Below are 22,251 nucleotides of genomic sequence, written 5' to 3' on the forward strand. Positions count from 1 at the left end.
CCTTCCTTTGCAAATATGCTACATGCTGAGATCAAATTCAATAAGCGCCCTTGCCAACGCCTCTACCCCTCGTGATACATCTTCGAATTCTGTCCATTCCTCTGGGCAATGACTCCTCCCATCTCGACTAGGCACAAAAATCATCCCTACAGGAGCAATGGTGGCAAGTTGATTTGCATCATGTCCAGCACCGCTCGGCAAATAAATCGTATTTCCTGCCGCTGTGCACGCTTGTGCAATCTTTTCTAGTACTGAAGGAGCGACACGAATCGGATCCGCCTTAGACAAGTTCTCTATCCTAATGTCCAGTGATCGATATGTGGCGACATGATTGGCAAAATGTGAGAACTTATCCAGGATGTTTTCGATAATATCCGTATCAAGCGAGCGAACTTCCAATTCAAACGTTACACGTCCTGGGATAACATTCGCTCCATTTGGCTCATTCAAAAATTTACCTACTGTCCCAACGACAGGGTCCGCGTATGTTTCTCTGCACAGATTCTCAAGTTCCAGAACGAGCTCAGATGCTCCGGTTAACGCATCGAATCGCATATTCATCGGGGTTGTACCCGCATGGTTCGGTTTTCCTTCGACAATGACCCTGTAACGATGGATACCGACAATTCCAGTGACAACTCCCAGTTGCTGATTCGATTGTTCCAAAACAGGTCCTTGTTCAATATGAAGCTCTAAATATAAGCTAGCGTCCCCTTGTTTACGAGAGAGCTCAGCTATTTTTTCCGGGTCGCCACCCATCATGCGAATCCCATCCTCAAGCTTTAAGCCTGCTTGATCCGTCCGTTGCATCATTTCAGGTGATAAATGACCGACCATCGCTCGACTTCCAATTGTAGAAATACCGAACTCACTCGGTTCTTCCGCCGTAAAATCAACAATTTCAAGCGGGTGGCGCAATGTAGTACCTGTTTCCTTTAATCGACGGGCAATTTCTAGTCCTGCGATGACGCCAATAATACCATCAAACCTACCACCGCCAACGACAGTATCTGTATGAGATCCAATCATGATCGGTTTTAAGTGAGCCTCGGTACCTTCAATCATGCCAATTAAATTAGCTCCTGCATCGGTTTTAACGTCCAACCCACACTCTTCCATTTGCTGTTGCAACCATGCACGTCCCTGTATATACCATGGTGTAAACGGCCTTCTCGTCCAACCGGGTTTTGTCTCATCGACCATCGAAGCTAACGTTTCAATGTATTGTTGAACACGGTCTCGATTTGGGTGGAGGTTAAATGAATTGGTCATGCTTAACATCTCTATGCTGCGGTTTTACAAAGCTCCCATCGCCTGCTTTACCGACAACTTCCCCGTCACCGTTATATACCTTTCGACCGCGAACAAATGTATTTATAATTTTTCCATGTATTTTACGATTATGATAAGGGCTCCACTTAGCGCTAGAATGCAATGATTGTTCATCCAACATATATGATTTTTGAGGATCGAAAATGACAATATCGGCGTCCATACCAACCCCGATTCGACCTTTGCAATGTCCCAATCCAAACGTTGCTGCGGGATTTTCCGCAAGTACTCGCACGAGATCCAATATTGTTATCTTTCCAGTAGCCACCCCTTCGCTGTACATGATCGGCAACAATGTTTCAACGCCGGGCGCACCTGATGCATTTTGAAAAATATCTATATTCTCTTTCCGATCTAATGTCCATGGGGCATGGTCTGAGGTGACCATATCAATTTTCCCACACGCAATTAGATTCCAGAGGTCGGTTACATCTTGCTTCGTGCGAAGCGGTGGATTTATTTTTCCTCGTGCACCGAGTTCGACCATATCATCTTCACTTAAAGTTAAGTAATGTGTACATGTTTCAGCTGTGATTCGCGCTCCTTGTGATCGATAATAGTCAGCAAAATCAAAGACACGTTGAAAAGTACTGTGATATAAATGCAATTTCACGCCGGTATAATAGGCTAATTCCATTGCTGTTAAAGCAGCAACAGATTCCGCCACTTTGGGCCGACTATAAACATGAGCACGTGGATCCGCTATGCCCTGATCTTCATATTTTCGAATATATCTTTTTACAATGTCATCATTTTCCGCATGAACTCCGACAGGACATCCCGTTTCTGCGATTACAGAAAATGCATCCAGCAGCTGCCCCTCATCAATGCGTGGAAATCTGAAGGAGTCTGTATTAAACATCGATACCTTAAACCCACATGCTCCCGCTTCGGCGAGTTTCGCAATTTCATCCAAACCATCTTTTGGCGAAATCGTAGCTAATAATGCGATATCAACAACGGATTCCCGTTCCAATCTTGCTATTTTGTCTAAAAAAAGTTGCTCGGTACTAACCATTCCTGTCGCATCATAGGGCATTTCAATGATCGTTGTTACACCACCTGCAGCAGCTGAATAACCCGCATTCGTAAAACCTTCTTCAAGCGAACTAAAGCAATGAACATGGGCATCAATCGCACCTGGGAGAATATATTTCCCTGTCGCATCGATTGTCTCTTTCCCAAGCAGCCCGTTGTTTGTTTCAGAAATATGGCTTATTTTCCCGTCTTTAACTGCAATCGTAGCATCATAGGCAATACGATCCGGCAATACGACATTACCTTTAATCAGCAAATCATGTGAAATTTCCATTCACTATCCTCCTTCTATTTTATAGAAGCATTGGAAACATAAGCGAGCTTCTTTGATATTTCAGATGCTGCCGAAACTACCTCATTGACAAATTCCTCTCTATTTTCCTGCGTCCAACGCTCTGTTGGCCCCGCAACTGTAAGTGAAGCAATTACACGTTTATCGCAATCATAAATCGGAACAGCTAAACCAAAAATATTTGTATCCACTTCACCGAACGTCAAACAATAGCCTTGTTTTTTTATTTTTTCAATTTCCACTTCAACGCTTCGTTTCATGCTTGCATCCGAAATCGGTCGCAATAATCGCTCTATTATATGTTTATTTTCAAAAGCCAAAATGGCTTTCCCAGAAGCCCCGAGGTAAAGCGGCAATATTTTTCCAATTTCAACCGACAAGCGAAGGATTTGACGTGCTTCTATACTTTGTACACAGATTACTTGTGAACCTGATCTAACACAAAGAATGGAAGTCTCATTTATTTTGTTGGATAGTCCTTCCATAATTGGCCTGGCAATCGTAATTAATTCTCGGTCCAATTGTTGCTGTAAACTCCTTGCTAAATCTAAAATGCCCAAACCAAGACTTATTTGACCGACTGTCTTCCTTTCGACCATGCCATATTGCTCCAAAGTTTTGATCAATCGATAAGCTGTACTTTCTGGGATCGCTACTTTCTCTGCAATTTCACTCACAGTCAAAATCGTCTCCGCCTCAGCTAAAGAAAAAATAATATCTAATGCTCTCTCAATGGTTTGAGTTTTGTTCACGCTCACTGCTATCTCCCTCACTTGGTGTAAATAATCTATTCCTCTATTTAGATGCGAGTTCCCCTCTTACCTTTAATGAAGAACGTTTCTCCAAACTTAATAATAACTGATTGGAAGCGATAGCAAGTAGAGAAACAAAAATGGTGCCCCAAACCATTTTTGGTGTATGGTTTTGATACAGCCCTTCAAACAAAATGACTCCGAGTCCACCGGCATTAATCCAAGCGGCGATCGTGGCAATCCCAATGGTAGAAATTGTGGCAATTCGAATACCACCTAAAATTACAGGTAATGCAAGCGGAAATTCAATTTTCCAAAACAATGGAAGTGATCCTAACCCCATTCCTTTTCCCGCTTCGATAATTGCCGGATCGATGGATTGAAAGCCTACCATCACATTACGCACGAGTATAAGTTGACTATAGGCCACTAAGGCGATGATCGCTGACTTTACACCTAGTCCGACGATCGGAATTAAAAAGGCAAACATTGCCAAGCTTGGAATGGAGTATAAAATCCCGAGTACCGACAAAATCGGTACAGAAATCCATTTAATTCGGGATAACCATATTCCTAAAGGCAGAGCGATGAGCAATGCAATGCTTAGTGAGACAACCGTAAGCATGAGATGTTGAAAAAACAACATCAATATACGATCGTAATGATTTACTAGAAATTCGAACATCGATTATATCCACCTCCACGTTAAGAAGCGGAATTCGTTCTACTTCCCGCTATATAACTTTTTAGCTCTGCTAATGTGATACGTCCTATCGGTGTTTCATTATCGGTAACGATGACCGAATCGCTATGCCCTTTTAAAATTTGCGTGAGAACATTTTTCAAGTTTTCGGCTCGATCTACCTTTGTTTCTTGAGAGCTGACCTCATCTATAAGTGGAAGCATGACATGATCTGCTCTCATGAGACCGAGATGTTGTACAACATCATCCGAATGAACTAGCTGGCTGACAAAAGAATTTGTCGGATTCGTAATAATGTTTAACGGTGTATCAAATTGTTGAATAACCCCTTCGTTCATGATCACGATTTTATCGCCTAATTTTAGTGCTTCATCTATATCATGAGTGACAAAGAGAATCGTCTTATTCAGTTTTCGCTGAATTTGAATCATCTCGTCTTGTAAACTGCTTCGGGTAATCGCATCAATCGCTCCGAACGGCTCATCCATCAACATGATCGACGGATTGCCTGCTAGGGCACGAGCTAATCCGACGCGCTGTTGCTGACCGCCGGATAATTGCCTAGGATACCGTTTACGATAATCTTGAGGAGGCAGCTCTATCAGCTCTAGTAAAAAGTCGATTCGTTCTTCGATTTTTTGTGCATCCCAGCCTAATTCTTTAGGTACAGTCGCAATATTTTCGGCAATCGTCATGTGCGGAAATAAACCAATTTGCTGGATGACATAACCAATATTACGACGCAATTCTGTAACAGGAATCTTTGTAATATCTTGACCATGCACATAAATCTTTCCAGATGTCAGATCGTGAATGCGATTTACCATCTTCAGCAACGTCGTCTTCCCACAGCCGGAAGCACCTAGAATGGTAACAAAGCTACCTTCTTCAATCGTGAGATTCGTACTGTACACGGACGGTTTAGACGCTTTCGGAAACTGTTTGGTCACTTGTTCAAAAACAATCGCATTTTTCGCCAAACCATTCACCTTCAATTCGTAATAAACGGGCTTTTCCCGAACACTTTTCAGGAAAAGCCATGCGTTTATTTCATTATTTAATAATACCTTCGTTTTTCAAAAATTCTTTCGCTACATCTGCATACTCGCGCTGATTAATATCCACTTCGGCATTCAATTTCTGCATCGTGCTGTCATCCAGTTTCGCTGATATTTCGTCCAGTATTTTTCCGATTTTTTCATCTTTATCTAATGTGTCCTGACGGATGACCGGTCCAACGAAATAAGGCGGCCATAAGTGCTTATCGTCTTCTAAAACGACCAAGTCAGGATTCGTTAAATCACCGTCTGTCCCAAATGCAACCGTCCCTTGTACTTCGTCATTCAGTACCGCACGATATTTCACACCATAATCATATAGCTTAAGGCTTTTAAAATTAAAATCACCGTACACTCTATTCATCCCGAGCAATCCGTCTTCGCGTTCTTCAAACTCTGGGACACCGGCAAAATCAATTTTATCGGCATTTGCTTGAAGATCAGAAAGAGTAGTGATTCCATATTCTTCTGAAGCTTTTTTTGATACGGCAATTGCCTGCGTATTGTTAGCATTTGATGGAGTTAACCAAACAAGATTAAATTCTTTTTTATAAAAATCAGAAACCATGTCATATACTTGTTGTGGATCAGAGAGTGGTTCTTCCTCCATAATGTTGAGAAGTCCTGTTCCTGTATACTCTGGATACACGTCAATATCGCCTTTTTTGAGCGCCTCATGGGCGACAAGCGTCCCGCCAAGATTCAATTTACGCTCTACTTTAAATCCGGCATCTTCTAATGCTAATGCGTACATTTCACCTAAAATTAAGGATTCAGTAAAGTTTTTGGAACCTACCTTAATTTTCGACGAACCGCTGCAAGCGCTCAGCGCCAATGTAAAAACGAGTGCAATGGCCAGTACAATGAATGACTTTCTTTTCACTTCATTTCCCCCTATAAAAATAGTTTTTAGTCATGCATCTCTTTGATATCTCGTTGTCAGTTTCTCAATACAAGAAAAAATAACTTCCGAGAATATCGTTAATAATGCAATCGGAATCGCGCCGACAAGCAAAACTTGAAATTTATACATACTCAGTCCGTTGATAATAAATGTCCCAAGGCCACCGCCCCCAATAAACGCTGCAAGTGATGCACTGGCAAGAACCTCGACACTGGACGTTTTCGCACCAGTAATCATGAGTGGCGTCGCAAGCGGAAATTCAATTTTTCTAAGAACAGCCCTTTGACTCATTCCCATTCCAGTAGCTGATTCGAGAATCGCGGGATCGATGCCGCGAAATCCTAGAAATGTATTAATAAGGATCGGAGGACATGCCAGTACTGTCAATGCCACAAGTGCCGGCCAAAAGCCGGTTCCAATCAGCGGCAGCATGATGACAAGGATGGCTAAACTTGGAATGACCCGAATGGAATTGACTGTATTCATGATCGTTGCTGCAACTTTCGGTGTTTTCGCGCACCATATACCGAGCGGAACACAAATAATCAAGCCAAGGATGAGTGCGGAAAAACTTAAGATTAAATGAACCTGAAGTTCTTCTAAAAACCGAACGTGATTATCGATCAAGTATTCGTATGCTTTCATTAACAGCTCCATCCGACCCCTCCTTTCTGAATTTATGGGTCAAAACGGCGTTAGCACGGGATGTGGCATACATAGCCGTTCTTCCCCTATGCTTTTTACACTTTTCTTATTCTCCTAATGCATAATCTGAAATCTGAATACCTAGGGCAGCTTCTACTTCAGGATAAACGGTAGCGTCGCGTACGCTTGAACTTAATGGAATATGGCTTTTATGAATCCGGAATACGGCAATCTCTAATCCAGGCTCAAGAGCACCAGCACTTAGCGGTTTACCTGTTTCCGTTGAAATCGCTGTGATTACATCTGGATAAGTTGTCAAACGGTTGCCCTTGGAATCATCCACTGCCATAAATTCGTTCATCACATGCAGTGTTAACGGATTGTTTGGATTATCGACGACCACTTGACCGATATCGAAAGCCCCTGAATATTCAACTGTTGAAGAGATAACTTTTCCACGACCTAAAATCTCACCATTTGTTTTGTCACATATCGTTTGAATGACTGCTTCGGCCCCATTAGGTTCTGCTTCAATAATCGCTTTTCCAAGGTCGATCGCCATGGAAATTCCGCCAATCGCCGCATTCTCTTTAATAAAGCTTGCAGGAACCGGGAGTCTGGCGGAAGCAATAAATCCTCCTGACATATCGGAAGCTGTTCGCAAAACATTCGAGGTTTTTGCAGGAGTACCTTTCACGACAAGCTCAATATATGACCCGGTTTCCTTTTTTCCACCAACAACAACTTGAATCGTCTCAAAGTTAGGATCGGCAGCTAACCCCATCTGCCCCATCTTACCTGTTGGATGAGCCCGAATATCCCCTGTTGCATCAACAACGACAAGATCAAGCATTGCTGCAGGCAACCAGCCATTTATTGAACTGGACATTCCATTTTGTGGTGTCATTACACCAACAACTTTCCCTTCATAATTCTCCATAAGCAACTTGACTGCTTTAATATAGTCAACGCCTAGCATTTGCCAGTCCGTCTTTCCGGCAGGCGCACCAATGGCCGTGCATGTAATAATGATTGCATCGTCTGGGAGTTCATCGACCGACACCAATTTCGGCTGCCCCATCGTCACTGCAGCACCGCCAATCTCAAGACCGTGATCCACCCAACCGCCACCACCAGAAGCATATACAGATCCCCCTGCAACTGCCGCTTTCACATCTTCCATCGTTAATACACGCATTGTTTTCTCCTCCTATTAATCTACGTTAAGTTAAAACTGATTCTTATCATAAATCGATGCGCCGAATCCCTTTTTTATCAATTTCATCGAGTGACTCTTCGTAGCCGGCATCTGCATATCTCAGCACACCTAAACTCGTATCATTATCTAACGCATGCCTTAACCGTATATCAGTTTCTGCCGTTCCGTCGGCAACAAGCGTTATACCCGCACTTGTCATATATCCGGAATAGCCGCCGCCTCCTGAATGAATTGCCGTTAAATCTGCCATCGATGAACAACTCAACATCGCATTAAGAAGCGGCCAATCAGAAATCGCATCACTGCCATCCTTCATTCTTTCAGTCATTATATTAGGATGAGTCATGGCACCAGCATCAAGATGATCTCTGGAGAATGCAATAGGTCCACTTAATACCCCATCCCGAACCATCTTATTTACTGCAAGCGCAAGCTCTGTTCTTTCGCCGTGGCCAAACCAGCCAATCCGTGCAGGCAATCCTTGAAATGGCACGTATTTATTAGCAAGTGAAATCCAATTCGTGGCAATTTTATTTTCCTTAAAATGTTCTAATATGTAGTTGTCAATCGTCTGAATATCACTCGCTTCTCCTGTCAAAGCAACCCAGCGGAAAGGACCAATTGCTCTTGAGAATAACGGTCTTAAATATGCTTCTGTAAAAATATCAATCTCAAAAGCATCTTTAACGCCATATTCATATGCTTGGGTACGAATGTTGTTCCCATTGTCAAACACAATCGAACCGCGGTTTTTAAGCGTAAGCATCGCTGCAACTTCGAGAGCGATCGATGCTCGTGCATCTTGCTCAAGCTTTACAGGATCTGTTTCGCGAAGGCGCTTAACTCCTTCAAGACTGTAGCCTGCTGGAATATAGCCATATAACAAATCGTGGGCTGAAGTTTGATCTGTTACGATATCCGGAGTAATCTCACGTCGTACAAGCTCCGTATAAACATCGGCGGCATTCCCGACCAGGCCAACACTCACACTTTCGCCTTTCGAAGCCGCCCCTTCAATCCAAGCTAACGCTTCGTCCAAATCATGCGTTTTCTTTTGCAAATAACCATCTTCGATTCGTTTATCAACGCGGGCTTCATCTATTTCTACAACAAGAATTGTTGCACCGACCATCACCCCTGCTAATGGCTGTGCACCACCCATCCCTCCAAGTCCTGCCGTTAAAATGAACTTTCCTACTAAACTGCCATTGAAATGTCTTTCCGCAATCGCTGCAAAAATTTCATATGTCCCTTGTATCACACCTTGTGAACCGATATATTGCCATGCCGCCGCTGTCAGTCCACCCCACATAATCAGACCTTTTTCCTGTAAATCATAAAAATTTTCACTTGTCGCCCACTTACCAACAACATTACAGTTAGCCATAATGACCAGTGGTGCGAACGCGTGCGTTTTCAAAATTCCAATCGGCTTACCGGACTGGATGACTAACGTCTCATCCTCTTCAATATTTCGAAGTGCATCCACAATCGCATGATAAGCATCCCAATTACGGGCAGCCTTACCAAGCGCTGCGTATACGACTAATTCCTTCTGGTTTTCTCCATTTTCCAAAACATTCTCCAACATGCGAAGTAAAGCCTCTTGTCTCCAACCTTTACAACGCAAGTCTGAACCTCGAAATGCTGTAATCCGCCCCATGGTTTTCCTCCCTATTCTCACATAAAGATAATAAATTATCGTATATTGATAATAAATTACCAGTTTATTCGAATATTACATAATATTTAATTAATAGTCAATATAAAGTTTATTCTCCATAAAATATCAATAGACTAGTCATACTCTATGTCTAATGCTATTTTTATAATTCCTATTGCTTTAGTTGGTTTTACTTCATAACATGCTATCACCTGTTTATCTCAGTGTCAATACTAATAGTTCGTTAGTCATGGGAGGTGCTATAAAAAAAAACCCGAAATTCTAAGCACCTGAATTTCGGGATTTCTTTTAATGACAATCGAAATCTTAAGGGAACATCATTAACTCTCAATACTCATTTCAGTGATGATTGTTTTCTTACTCATCTTAAATAAAACTAGAGCGTAAATCGCAAATAGGACAGACACGATAAGACCAATTACCAAAGCTCTCGTTGAAAAGCCCGTTTGATGAACACCGTTTTCGCCAGTTGATAAATATTCCGTATAATCAAGGATGAAATGAAATACGATTAATGGATAAATGCTCTGATTTCGAAGCCGCAATGCTGTATATGCGATTCCAGCCGCTATAGCCCAACCAGCTTGATAGACGCTAAATGTAATATCCGCCCCACCAAAGATGTTGCCAAGATGAATAATTCCAAATAATACAGCAGGGACAAAGATGGTAACAGTAGTACCGAAACGAAGAAAACCTTTTACAAGAGCCCCGCGGAAAATGACCTCTTCATTTATAGCTACACATAATGCTGTAATGGCGAGCACACCCGCTTTTGAAAACTCGCTGACATTAAACCCGAGCGTTAGTACAATTAATATAGGAATAATTAGTGTTGGTATCCATAATAGCCACTCTTTTTTGGAAACGGGTTTCATAAAACCAAGCCCCTTCGCATCTCCTGACCAATACACAAGTACAAGCGTTGTTATCGCAAATAAGATTTGTATAAGCCAACCTAGGTCCTTGATAGGATTAAGATCTGGAAGGAAAACTTTAATTACATATGCTACACCCAATCCTACTATTCTTGATAGAAATAATATAAAAATCGCAAATATAATCGGATGCTCTCTAAAAAACTTCCTCACAATAATTCCCCCTCTTTTTCTGGTTACTTGCTTTATTATTAATGAATAGTATAAATTCACAATATTAAATATTCGCTAATGTATAATTCAATTCCTGCGAACAAATGAGAGCACAAATAAGTTTCGGATGATTTTTTTCGCAGAAATTGGATTTTTTTTTAGATATTAATCGTACATAATAGAAATATCATTTTTACAGAAAGCGGGGAGTGGATTTTGTATGAAAAAGGAAAGCGCAATGTCATCGAAGTCACCGGCGAAGGGAAAGTAACGGTTCAGCCCGATCAAGCGGAAATAACATTAGGAGCATCAACAGAGGATTTATCATTAATGAAGGCTCAGAAAAGCAACGCCTTAATTATTTCGAATATCAAAAAAGCTCTAAATCAGATTGGGATACGAGATGAGCAGATTCAGACAGTAAATTACTCCATTTATCCGCAGTATGAATATATAGAAGGAAAGCAAATTTTCAAAGGTTATAAAGTAGAGCATTTACTTCACATAACCGTAAAACAATTTCAGAACGCAGGCTTGGTCGTGGATACTGCTGTTGGTCATGGAGCGAATAATGTTTCGGGGATTAAGTTTGATACATCAAATCACAATCAATATTATCAGCAAGCCTTATCTTTAGCAGTCATCAATGCCCATCAAAAAGCAGAAACGATAGCTAATACGTTAAGGGTCCAATTAATAAGAGTACCGATATCAGTGACTGAGAATTTACGAACATATGGAGGCCCGATTCCCTATCAGACTTTCGAATTCGTAAAAAGTGAAGCCGTTACCCCCATCCAGCCTGGCACAATGGATATTATTAGTACTGTCACTGCTAAATTTACTTATGACTGAAGATGTGGGCTAGCTGTTTCTATGCCGTATTAATAAGATATAGTATATTTGGGCTCTTTTCTAAGCTTTGATACTATAGTTCTTCTAGAAGTATTGCGAGGAAAAGATCCCGAAACGTAAACGAACATATGGACTGCCCTTTAGGTACGATAAGCAATATTCTATGCGAAAACAGTAATTAAAAAAGAGCCGCCGAAGCAACTCGTTCTTATATTTTACCTATATATTGGTATAGTGCTTGTTGTAAAGTTCCTAATGTTTCTGTATTCTTATCAAATTTCATTCCCAAGTGTATCATTTTTCTAACGACTTCAGCCCTTAATCCTGTAATGATTGCATTGCATCCCATCAATGAAATGCCATCAATCATTTTAATTAAGTGGTGAATGACATCACTCTCCATATCAGCAATTCCTGATAAATCGATAATCAATTTTTGAATACGTAAATTACCGATCTCCATCAAAACTTTTTCCTCAAGGATATCAGCTCTCATCGAATCAATGGTACCAATCAACGGCAATATACTTATACTAGGTGTTATGGGAATGATAGGAACCGAAAGATTTTCAACTAATTCTCTTTGTTCCTTTATCAATTTATCCTTGTATTTTGAATAAATAATAAAGAAAGCGTTTAAAAATTTGTCTATTCGATTATTTATTTGTTTTTCCAAAATAAATAACTCTTGCAATGAAACATTCTTCATTTGCTCGTAATATTTTTGTATGTATTTCCATAAGGTTCTGCGAATAGCTTGAATCCATTCCAATTTAAATGATAATGTTAATGCATGTGTCGCCCACGCTATACCTTCCTGCTCTGCAAAATCCTCAAGTTCTTTTTCCTTCCCGTTAATTACAAAACCTATTAACTTATGGGCGTTATTTATAAGGTTAATATTTCCGTACTTTTCAATTTCTTTAATTTTATCTTTGACATTAACAGCCTCTAATAATAAGGAATCTTCAAAGTTTTGCTTATTTAGGTCAATATACTTTCTTATTTCAATAGATTCTTGAAAAACCTCTGGCATTTTATTCTCCCCTTTTTTGGTAACTACCTCATAGTATATACCCTTTATTTGATTTGCCAAACCATATAAACTATCTATTTAAAAAATTCCGGTATTTTTTCAATCAACCTTTATCGTACATAGGGAATCAAAGCTATATAGACCTAGGGCGTTAAGCGGAAGCGAATTTGTTTATTCGCTTCGGTTTTTTTTATTATATATCAATCATCCATTTTTGATTGAAATTCATGGCTGATAATAAGATTTTCACTAGGAGAAAATGCGTTTTTTAGCGACTAATATAATCGAAAAGGTAATTTCCTTCATTTTACAAATGATCATTAATCAAATATCATGACTTTAGTGGTGGTGGAGGATTTACATTTCCCCTCTCATTTCCATTTCCTTATCCATATCTTGGCTTTGGGGTGCTGGATCCTCTGCACCCCTTTTTTTCACCGGCCTGTCTACCATTAAACAGCACTCACAAGAAAGACCTGGAGATAATACCCCAGATCTCTTCGTACATGTATGATTTACACCCCTTTATAAGCAAGTCTGTATACTTCTGCAAGTTCGCTCACTAATGGAAGCTTCGGATTAGCGGTTGTACATTGGTCTTCAAAGGCACGTTCTGCAAGGTAATCGACTTTGCTTTCAAATTCTTCTTTGTCAACGCCATTTGCCTCAATACTCATCGGAATATCTTGATTTTTAGCTAACTGAATAACTGCTTGGATAAGACTTTCAACACCTTCTTCGGTTGTACGAGCCGGGAGTCCAAGAATTTTAGCGATTTCCGCATATCTTTCGTCAGCAATGAATATCTCATATTTCGGGAATGCAGTGAATTTTGTCGGCTTTGTTGCATTGTACCGAATGACATGTGGCATGAGAATCGTATTTGCACGGCCATGGGCAATATGGAATTCAGCTCCTAGTTTATGGGCCAAGCTATGGTTGATACCAAGAAATGCGTTGGCAAAAGCCATGCCGGCAATAGTTGAAGCATTATGCATCTTCTCACGTGCAAGCTCATCATTGCCATTGTGATAGGCTTTTGGCAAATATTCAAATACGAGTTGGATCGCTTTGATCGCAAGACCATCGGTATAATCGTTGGCTAAGACTGAAACATATGCCTCAATTGCGTGTGTCAGAACATCCATCCCTGTGTCAGCTGTAATATGCTTCGGAACGGTCATTACGAACTGAGGATCAATGATTGCCACATCGGGTGTTAATTCATAGTCCGCGAGCGGATATTTGATGTTTGCTTGTTTATCTGTAATGACTGAGAAGGAGGTCACTTCTGATCCAGTCCCAGATGTAGTTGGAATGGCGACAAACTGAGCCTTTCTACCAAGCTTTGGAAACTTGACAATCCGCTTTCTAATATCCAAGAATTTCTGCTTTAAGCCGTGAAAATCAACATCTTGATATTCGTAGAACAGCCACATCCCTTTTGCTGCATCCATTGCGGAACCACCGCCAAGTGCAATAATGACATCTGGATCGAAGTTCGCCATCATTTCTGCACCTTTCCTGACTGTTTCGATGCTCGGATCTGGTTCGACTTCAGAAAAAATTTCACAATGGACATAATCTTGGCGCTTTCTTAAATAATAGAGCACTTTGTCTACATAGCCGAGTTTCACCATTCCAGGGTCAGTCACAATAAGCGCTTTTGAAATATTGGGCATCTTCTCCAAGTACTGCGTTGAATTTTTTTCAAAATAAATTTTAGGGGGAACTTTAAACCACTGCATATTCACATTCCTTTTCGCCACCGTTTTCGTGTTGATTAAATGAATGGCCCCCACGTTCGTAGAAACTGAGTTTCCCCCATACGTGCCGCAGCCAAGTGTCAATGACGGCATGTAGGCATTATAAATATCACCAATTGCTCCTTGGGATGATGGAGCATTTACAATGATTCTCCCTGCTTTCATCCGTAAACCGAACGTCTTGATTATGTTCTCATCTGTAGTATGAATGACAGCAGAATGGCCGATGCCGCCAAACTCTAGCATTTCTTCCGCTCTTTTCAAGCCTTCCTCGAGAGAATTTACCTTGTAACAGGCCAGCACAGGGCTTAATTTTTCACGAGAAAGCGGGAATTCTGGTCCAACACCTGTTAATTCTGCTACCAAGATTTTCGTTTCTTTAGGCACAGCTACTCCTGCCATTTCGGCAATTCTGTATGCTGCCATCCCGACAATATCAGCATTGACGGCACATGATTGTTCATTGATGACCAGTTTTTCTACTTTCAATTTTTCTTCTTCATTCAGGAAATAACAGTCGTTTGCCACCATTTCCGTTTTAACTTCTGCGTAGATTTCTTTATCAATAATTACAGCTTGTTCAGAAGCACAAATCATACCGTTATCAAAGGTTTTTGATAAAATCAGATCGTTGACAGAACGCTTAATTCTAGCGGACTTTTCAATATAGCAAGGGACGTTGCCAGGACCAACACCAAGTGCAGGCTTCCCGGAGCTATAAGCAGATTTCACCATTCCCGCTCCCCCTGTGGCTAAGATGAGAGAAATATCCGGATGATTCATTAATACCCGTGTTGCTTCAAGTGATGGTTTTTCAATCCATTGTATGCAATTTTCAGGTGCTCCCGCCTTCACAGCTGCATCTCTTAGCACCCTTGCAGCTTCACTGCTGCATTTTTGTGCAGATGGATGGAAGGCAAAAATAATTGGGTTTCTCGTTTTTATGGCAATGAGAGCTTTGAACATTGTTGTGGATGTCGGATTTGTAACAGGTGTGACCCCTGCAATTACTCCAACTGGCTCGGCAATTTCAATCACACCAGCGTGATCATTTTCGTTGATAATACCAACGGTTTTATCGTACTTAATGTTGTGGTAAATATACTCTGTTGCAAACATATTTTTAATGATTTTATCTTCATACACACCTCGTTTTGTTTCTTCCACCGCCAGTTTTGCAAGTGGCATATGCTGATCTAAACCAGCTATCGCCATCGCCTTTACGATCTCATCAACCGTTTCCTGAGTAAAGCTGCGAAAATCTTTCAAAGCTTGTAAACCGTTATTGACCAAGGAGCCAATCACTGAAACAACATTTTGCTCTTCTTTTACAACTTTTTCTAACACTGCCATTTGATTTCCCTCCTACATTTATATTGTGAATAATTTCACAAACTATATTAAAAAAAATCGCTTACTCACAAACAGGATTTCTAGGGATTTTTTCAAACATAATATCGGTGGTTAATGTTGAAAATTTCTTAACAATAATGACATAGTTACTCGTCCAGATAACGGTGGGAATCTCATCTCCCTTATACATCATTGCCTCAAATTCATCTTCGACCGCTTCCTCAAATGCTTGGAGTGTATATGTTTCGGTATCTGTAGAGAAGGACTTCCACTCACAAAGTATCATTTTTTATCCCTCCTATTCCTTTGCCTTAATGATAGCATAAGGTCAATTTAAAAGTTTGTGAAACATTGAACAAAGTGTGACGGTTTTTTATTTTCATCTATAAAATTGGAAGCGAAAAATGATCATTCGCTTCCAACTTTGTTATTAATTCTTTTTCTTCTTTTTATTATGTTGTCTTTGTGCCGCGGTTAATGGTTCATTTGCAAACTCTTCATTAATTCCTGCCCCAAAGCTTGGTTTTTTCTCTGGATTCATGCCTTCAATATTACTTGCTGTTCTTTTGTCCACCATCTAAATCACCTCCGTGTCATATTTTGTCTTTTGCAGTATACAAATATTCAACGACAAAAGGAGAGCCAAAACTGGCCCTCCCAAAATTTTATATTCCTTTAAAAATCGTAGTAAATCCGAAACTTTCATTTTTCAATTGGTACTGTTCGAGTACACCCGGTCCGCAGCTTGCAGAGCCTAGACCTTGCTGTTTGTGATCGACATTGAAAACGATATAGTCTTGCTTCACCAAATCGTATGGGTGGCGAGCAGTTTCAATGTTTTCAGTTGTAAAGTGGTGAACGCTGAAATTAAAGTTTTCACCTTCAGTTAATAGACCTACACCTGATTTATCCGTAACCTTGGCCCATCTCACATCGCTGCGATTGCCATTTTCTTGCGGTACTGCGTATGTTGTATACATTTCATAAACAGTTTTTGACCAGATGCCGAAACGATTGGCAAGTTTGCTGTCCGCGTAGGATTCACCCGGTCCACGGCCATACCATTGGACTTGGTCAAATTGGTTTTTAAGCTTCATTTGTAGACCGATTTTCGGTAATGTACGTGATGACTTCCCTGTTTTTTCACTAAGCACATTGATTTTGATCGTGCCGTCCGCAGTGATTGTATACGTATAAGTTATATCAAATCCCCAGGCTAACGCTGGTGGGGCGAATCTTGTATTGACAGTGATGGTCAATGTATCCTTATTCGGCGATAGGTCATATTCCACTGCTTTCACCCTATGCTGCATCAAATGCACTCCGTGAAGCTTCCAATCTTTCTCTTCTTTTTGAACGCCGAATTCATCTTCAATGCCTAAAATGTCATTGTCCGTCGGTGCTCTCCATACGTTTAAGCGTGGACCTTCTTCCAACAATTCAATACCTTGTTGTTTCCACGAGTTGATCACACCGTATGCTCTATTGAAGACGAGTTGGAAATCGTCGCCTTGGACAACAAGATTCTTTCCTTCTTCGTTCACAGAAAGTGGACTGCAAACTTTTATTTCGCTTGCAGCTTGATTGACTTGAACTGGCAATTCAAATTGGGCCCAGGCTACTTCATGACCGGCATTTGCCCATTTCGTCGCTGTTGCTTGACGGAATTCAATGTTCAACCAAACATCTGATTGGATTTTTATCAAATTTGGTAATGTGAATGGAATTTTTACTTCAACTGATTCACCAGGTAAAACTTTCGGCGATTCCAATGTTCCGGAATCAAGGATTTCCCCGTTTGATACGACTGACCATGAAAGCTCAAGATGGGTTAAGTCTATGAAATCGTATTGGTTAAGAACTCGTACGAGACCTTCTTCAAGGTTTTCCACCTCAACTTTTACTGGTTCAATCACTTTTTTATATTCAATTAATGCTGGTGAAGGCGTACGGTCTGCCATAACCATTCCGTCCATGACAAAGTTTGAATCGTGGAATGGCTCTCCGAAATCACCGCCGTAGGCGAAGTACTCCTCGCCGTCCGGAGTAAACTGACGAATTCCGTGGTCAAGCCATTCCCAAACGAAGCCACCTTGTAGTCGTTTATGTTTGTAAAATGTTTCAAAATACTCTTTAAACCCGCCGGGACCATTACCCATCGCATGCGCAAATTCACATAAAATATGAGGCTGCTGCAAATCAGTTCTGCTGCCCAATTGATCCATAAGTTCAACGGAAGAGTACATCGTTGAGAACATATCCGCCGCTTCGTGCAATACTTGTGGGTTATTATTTGATTTCGTTAAAATATCACGTGTTTCCCCTTCATAATGCACCAATCTTGTCGGATCTTTTTGCTTTGCCCATTGTGCCATTTCAATATGATTTTCCCCAAATCCGGATTCATTTCCGAGTGACCAAATAATGATGGAAGGATGGTTTTTATCACGCTCGACCATTCTTCTCATTCGATCGACATAGGCTTCCTTCCATTCCGGATCTTGGCTAAGCTGATGCATATTATCTGTGAAAACAAACCCATGGCACTCAAGGTCTGCTTCATCAATGACATACAATCCGTACTCATTACATAGATCGTAGAAACGAGGGTCATTTGGATAATGCGCCGTTCTGACTGCATTAATATTATGTTCCTTCATTAGTTTAATATCTTTGATCATCCATTCGATCGGAACAGCTCGTCCAAGATCTGGATGATGGTCATGACGGTTCACACCTTTGAACATGATTGGCACACCATTTACTTGAATAAGTCCGTCTTTTAACTCTACTTGTCTGAAACCAACTTTTGCAGGAATGACTTCCATGACTTCGTCGTTTTCATTTTTTAGAGTGATAAGCAAATGATATAAATAAGGTGTTTCTGCCGTCCATTTATTCGGTGCTGCAACAGGTATTTGAATTGCAATTTGATTTTCGGAATTGACGTCTTGACTAGCGGTAGCCACTTCTTGAAAATTGCCATCAAATAACTGAACATCGACTTTGTGAGAACCGGCTTTTTCTACATGGGATTGAATGACCGCTTCAACATCAAGATTAGCATCCGTATAACTTGCATCGAAGGTTGTTTTCACAAAAAAATCAAACACATGTACTTTCGGTTTCGCGACTAGGTACACATCCCGGAATATCCCGCTTAACCACCACATATCTTGATCTTCAATATAAGTTGTGGCTGACCATTGGTACACTCTCACGGAAATTGTGTTTTTACCTTCACGAAGGAAAGGAGTCACATCAAATTCCGCAGGCACACGGCTTCCCGTGCTATAGCCGACAAATTTACCGTTGATCCATACGTGAAACGCGCTATCTACTCCTTCAAAACGAAGATACATTTGCTCTTGTAAAAGCTCTTTCGCTACATAAAACTCTCTTCGATAAGACCCTGTTGGATTTTCAGATGGTATGTGTGGAGGATCAACCGGAAACGGATATTGCACATTCGTATAATGCGGACGGCCATATCCATGCATTTGCCAGCTCGATGGAACTTTTAAATCATCCCATTCACTTACATCGAAATCCTCTTGCTCGAATGATTCCGGAGCAAGTTCAGGTGTTTCCGCATAATGAAACTTCCATAGTCCATTTAATAACATAAACCCGTGCGAACGCTCACGCTCGTAAGTAATCGCATCTTGTTCATTTCTATAAGACATAAAATAAGCACGATCCTGAACCCGATTCCTTTGCAGAACCGACAACGACTCATAATCCTTCATCATATAAACCTCCATAATTCGGGCGGTGCCTGTCACGCCCCGATATTTGTCGAAACCAATTCGGGTGGTGACAGGCACGCCCCGAAGTTTGTCGAATGTTTTTTTGGTCTCGTGACCAATTAAGTGGATAAAAACGATTTGGCCTCGTGACCAAATCTTTGCTCTTTCAGTTTATATTGTAACCTCTTACATTGTCAATCTGTTTTTCACAGATTCTCTGTTGATTAATTGCACATCAAATTCAACGACCTGATCAACCGGCTTCTCCCCATTAATTTGGGTAATTAATTGATCTGCTAGTTTTCTCCCGATTTCTTTTTTTGGTATATCCATCGTTGATAGCGTTGGCGTGACGATGCTGGATAATTCGATATTATCCATGCCCATGACTGAAATGTCTTCTGGTATTTTCTTGCCACTCTCTACTATTGCCCTGATCGCTCCTGCTGCCAACAAGTCATTCGATGCTGCAATCGCTGTAAAGCTTTTATTTTTATTGATCAGTTTTTTCACCTGTAAATAGCCATTGGTCATACTGTCTTCATATTGTTCAATGAAATTTAAATAGTAATCTTGTATATCAAGGCCATTTTTAATCATCGTTTCTTTATATCCCAATAATCTAGGGTTTTCATATTGATCTTCAATATTCGGACCAAGAAAGATGATGTTTTCATGGCCATTGTCAATTAAATTCTGCACGGATTTACTCATTGCTTTTTCCAAGTCAATAAATACATGCGGGATATTTGTTTGTTCCTTCTTATCCCAATACAAACTTAAAGGAAACTTTTTCGTTAAATCTTCTAAATCAATGATTTTTCGCATTTCAAAGGGGGCTAATACGATTAACCCATCATATAATCCTTCATTAAATACGCTTAGGGAATCCAAGTTTTCTTTTGTGATAATATGTAAGGATAATGAATATCCTCTTTCAGCTGTTCTTTCTTCAACACCAGATAAGATTTCACTAAAAAAACTATTTGTAATCGAAGGTGTGATACAAGAAATTTGCTTATAGGTTTTCGTTCTTAATCCCCTTGCTGCCCGGTTAGGAACATATCTTAATTCTTCAATAGATGCTAATACTCTTTTTCTAGCTTCTTCAGAGACATGCTTATCGCCATTTACAACCCGAGAAACCGTTGAAGTAGACACTCCTGCTCTGGCTGCGACCTCTTTTCTTGTGACCAAATCTTTGACCTCCAATCACTATTTCATCTTAATATTGTATCATTTTTCTAAAAGGAAAGTAGAAATAAAATGACAACGCTTTCACCAAATATTTCGAATATTCTTGTGTTCAGAATCATAATAAGATGTTATAATGTACAAATATTCAAAAGTCAACGGAGGAAGTGGATGACCGCCATGAGTCAAACAAAGGAAAAAACAAAGACAGTGCATGTGGAAGATATTTTAATTGCTTATCAGCGTTTAAAAGATGTGGTTGCCCATACACCTTTGCAAAAAAACGAGCGATTGTCTGAGAAATATGGCTGTCATGTTTACATTAAAAGAGAAGATTTGCAACACGTGCGTTCATTTAAATTGCGTGGGGCTTACTATAAAATTAAAACAATTGAAGAAGAAGCACGGGACAAAGGGATTGTCTGTGCCAGTGCAGGAAATCATGCCCAAGGAGTTGCCTATGCGTGCGCCCATTTAGGCATTGACGGGAAAATTTTCATGCCGCAAACAACGCCGAAGCAAAAAATTGACCAAGTTCGAATGTTTGGTCGGGATCGGATCGAAATTATCCTAATCGGCGATACGTTTGATGATACATCCGTCAAAGCCAGCGAGTATTGTAACCAGGAAGGCAGGATCTTCATCCATCCATTTGATGATCTCGATGTGATTGCCGGACAAGGAACAGTGGCAGTTGAGATTATGAACGATATTGAGGAGCCGGTTGATTTTGTATTTGGAAGCATCGGCGGTGGCGGTCTTATGTCAGGATTAAGCGCCTATATTAAAAATGTATCCCCTCATACACGCATGATTGGTGTGGAACCGGAGGGTGCAGCCAGTATGAAAGCGGCCTTGAAAAATAAATCCGTCACGCTGTTGCCAAACATTGATAAATTTGTGGACGGGGCAGCTGTACAATGTGCGGGTAAGCTTACGTATAATATTTGCAAAAAATATATTGATGATATTATCCCTGTTCCAGAAGGAAAGGTTTGTACGACAATTTTAGATTTATATAATCAGCATGCAATCATTGCTGAACCAGCAGGCGCATTGCCAATTGCAGCACTGGATTTTTATAAAGAAGAAATTAGAGGTAAATCCGTCGTCTGTGTCATCAGTGGCGGAAATAACGATATTGGCAGAATGCAAGAAATTAAAGAGAAATCATTAATTTATGAAGGCCTTCTCTATTATTTTATCGTCGATTTCCCACAACGGGCCGGAGCACTGCGTGAGTTCTTGGATGGCGTGCTTGGACCTGAAGACGACATCACCACATTTGAATATACGAAGAAAAACAACAAGGAAAGCGGCCCAGGACTTGTTGGCATTGAGTTAAAAAATCGCGGCGATTACGAAGGCCTTATTGAGCGGATGAATCAGAAAGGCTTTTCCTATACTGAAGTAAATAAGGATAGTACGTTGTTTCATTTGTTAATTTGAGAATCATTAAAGGAGGCACCTTAATCCAGGTAGCCTCCTTCTTCTATGTTAGCCTGCACTATCCCCCCTCTCTCCTATATTGATGGGAAAAACTGCTGGGATTTTTACTAGTCTTTTAATACTATAATTAT

The 22,251-nt window shown here is 40.6% G+C and carries 18 protein-coding genes; 2 read left to right on the forward strand and 16 right to left on the reverse strand.

Features of this window, described 5'->3' with window-relative positions:
- Positions 1 to 18: 18 nt before the first annotated feature.
- The 10 genes from ertE to KHA88_RS15820 all read right to left on the reverse strand — a co-directional run bounded on the left by ertE (position 19) and on the right by KHA88_RS15820 (position 10,718).
- Positions 19 to 1,272 carry an N-carbamyl-l-glutamate amidohydrolase ErtE gene (gene ertE / locus KHA88_RS15775; RefSeq protein WP_249308658.1) on the reverse strand — a complete coding sequence of 418 codons (1,254 nt, stop codon included), beginning with the start codon at positions 1,270 to 1,272 and terminating at the stop codon, positions 19 to 21.
- Positions 1,256 to 2,644 carry a dihydroorotase gene (locus KHA88_RS15780; protein WP_213122465.1) on the reverse strand — a complete coding sequence of 463 codons (1,389 nt, stop codon included), beginning with the start codon at positions 2,642 to 2,644 and terminating at the stop codon, positions 1,256 to 1,258. The genes ertE and KHA88_RS15780 overlap by 17 nt, the downstream gene beginning before the upstream one ends.
- 14 nt (positions 2,645 to 2,658) lie before the next feature.
- Complete coding sequence (locus tag KHA88_RS21345; RefSeq protein WP_213122466.1) at positions 2,659 to 3,414, reverse strand: IclR family transcriptional regulator; 756 nt, start codon at positions 3,412 to 3,414, stop codon at positions 2,659 to 2,661.
- A gap of 43 nt (positions 3,415 to 3,457) precedes the next feature.
- Positions 3,458 to 4,099, reverse strand: coding sequence for an ABC transporter permease (locus tag KHA88_RS15790; RefSeq protein WP_213122467.1), 642 nt, complete (start codon positions 4,097 to 4,099; stop codon positions 3,458 to 3,460).
- Positions 4,100 to 4,119: 20 nt separating this feature from the next.
- Positions 4,120 to 5,106 (reverse strand): ABC transporter ATP-binding protein, encoded by a 987-nt coding sequence (locus KHA88_RS15795; RefSeq protein ID WP_346729199.1) that lies wholly within the window; start codon positions 5,104 to 5,106, stop codon positions 4,120 to 4,122.
- 64 nt (positions 5,107 to 5,170) lie between these two features.
- Positions 5,171 to 6,058, reverse strand: a complete 888-nt coding sequence (locus KHA88_RS15800) for an ABC transporter substrate-binding protein (protein ID WP_213122468.1) — start codon at positions 6,056 to 6,058, stop codon at positions 5,171 to 5,173.
- A gap of 30 nt (positions 6,059 to 6,088) precedes the next feature.
- Entirely contained in the window at positions 6,089 to 6,736 is a 648-nt protein-coding gene (locus tag KHA88_RS15805) for an ABC transporter permease (protein ID WP_213122469.1), read from the reverse strand.
- Between the two features lie 94 nt (positions 6,737 to 6,830).
- Positions 6,831 to 7,922: a thiohydantoin desulfurase gene (ertC, locus tag KHA88_RS15810; protein WP_249313252.1), complete on the reverse strand. Its 1,092-nt coding sequence runs from the start codon at positions 7,920 to 7,922 to the stop codon at positions 6,831 to 6,833.
- Between the two features lie 46 nt (positions 7,923 to 7,968).
- A complete protein-coding gene (ertB, locus tag KHA88_RS15815; protein WP_213122470.1) occupies positions 7,969 to 9,606 on the reverse strand; it encodes a thiourocanate hydratase in 1,638 nt (545 codons plus the stop codon).
- 341 nt (positions 9,607 to 9,947) lie between these two features.
- A complete protein-coding gene (locus KHA88_RS15820) occupies positions 9,948 to 10,718 on the reverse strand; it encodes a CPBP family intramembrane glutamic endopeptidase (protein WP_213099180.1) in 771 nt (256 codons plus the stop codon).
- A gap of 216 nt (positions 10,719 to 10,934) precedes the next feature.
- On the opposite strand from KHA88_RS15820, the gene KHA88_RS15825 reads away from it, so the two are divergent.
- On the forward strand, positions 10,935 to 11,573 hold the full coding sequence (locus KHA88_RS15825) for an SIMPL domain-containing protein (protein WP_213122471.1): 639 nt from the start codon (positions 10,935 to 10,937) through the stop codon (positions 11,571 to 11,573).
- A 208-nt stretch (positions 11,574 to 11,781) separates the two neighbouring features.
- Here KHA88_RS15825 and KHA88_RS15830 read toward each other — a convergent pair whose 3' ends face one another.
- From KHA88_RS15830 to KHA88_RS15855, 6 genes are all read right to left on the reverse strand, one after another.
- On the reverse strand, positions 11,782 to 12,609 hold the full coding sequence (locus KHA88_RS15830) for an STAS domain-containing protein (RefSeq protein WP_213122472.1): 828 nt from the start codon (positions 12,607 to 12,609) through the stop codon (positions 11,782 to 11,784).
- A gap of 515 nt (positions 12,610 to 13,124) precedes the next feature.
- The gene (gene adhE, locus KHA88_RS15835) at positions 13,125 to 15,728 is read right to left on the reverse strand and encodes a bifunctional acetaldehyde-CoA/alcohol dehydrogenase (RefSeq protein WP_213122473.1); all 2,604 of its coding nucleotides are present in this window, start codon (positions 15,726 to 15,728) and stop codon (positions 13,125 to 13,127) included.
- A gap of 61 nt (positions 15,729 to 15,789) precedes the next feature.
- Entirely contained in the window at positions 15,790 to 16,014 is a 225-nt protein-coding gene (locus KHA88_RS15840; protein ID WP_213099178.1) for a hypothetical protein, read from the reverse strand.
- Between the two features lie 144 nt (positions 16,015 to 16,158).
- Positions 16,159 to 16,305 (reverse strand): small acid-soluble spore protein SspO, encoded by a 147-nt coding sequence (gene sspO / locus KHA88_RS15845; protein WP_249313254.1) that lies wholly within the window; start codon positions 16,303 to 16,305, stop codon positions 16,159 to 16,161.
- 88 nt (positions 16,306 to 16,393) lie between these two features.
- Entirely contained in the window at positions 16,394 to 19,477 is a 3,084-nt protein-coding gene (lacZ, locus tag KHA88_RS15850; RefSeq protein ID WP_249313255.1) for a beta-galactosidase, LacZ type, read from the reverse strand.
- A 186-nt stretch (positions 19,478 to 19,663) separates the two neighbouring features.
- Complete coding sequence (locus KHA88_RS15855; RefSeq protein WP_213122475.1) at positions 19,664 to 20,674, reverse strand: LacI family DNA-binding transcriptional regulator; 1,011 nt, start codon at positions 20,672 to 20,674, stop codon at positions 19,664 to 19,666.
- 177 nt (positions 20,675 to 20,851) lie between these two features.
- Here KHA88_RS15855 and ilvA point away from each other — a divergent pair, with 177 nt between their 5' ends.
- Positions 20,852 to 22,120 (forward strand): threonine ammonia-lyase IlvA, encoded by a 1,269-nt coding sequence (gene ilvA / locus KHA88_RS15860; RefSeq protein ID WP_213122476.1) that lies wholly within the window; start codon positions 20,852 to 20,854, stop codon positions 22,118 to 22,120.
- The last annotated feature ends 131 nt before the right edge of the window (positions 22,121 to 22,251 follow it).

The organism is Lederbergia citrea, assembly GCF_018343525.1.
In the GTDB taxonomy this organism is placed as follows: domain Bacteria; phylum Bacillota; class Bacilli; order Bacillales; family Bacillaceae_C; genus Lederbergia; species Lederbergia citrea.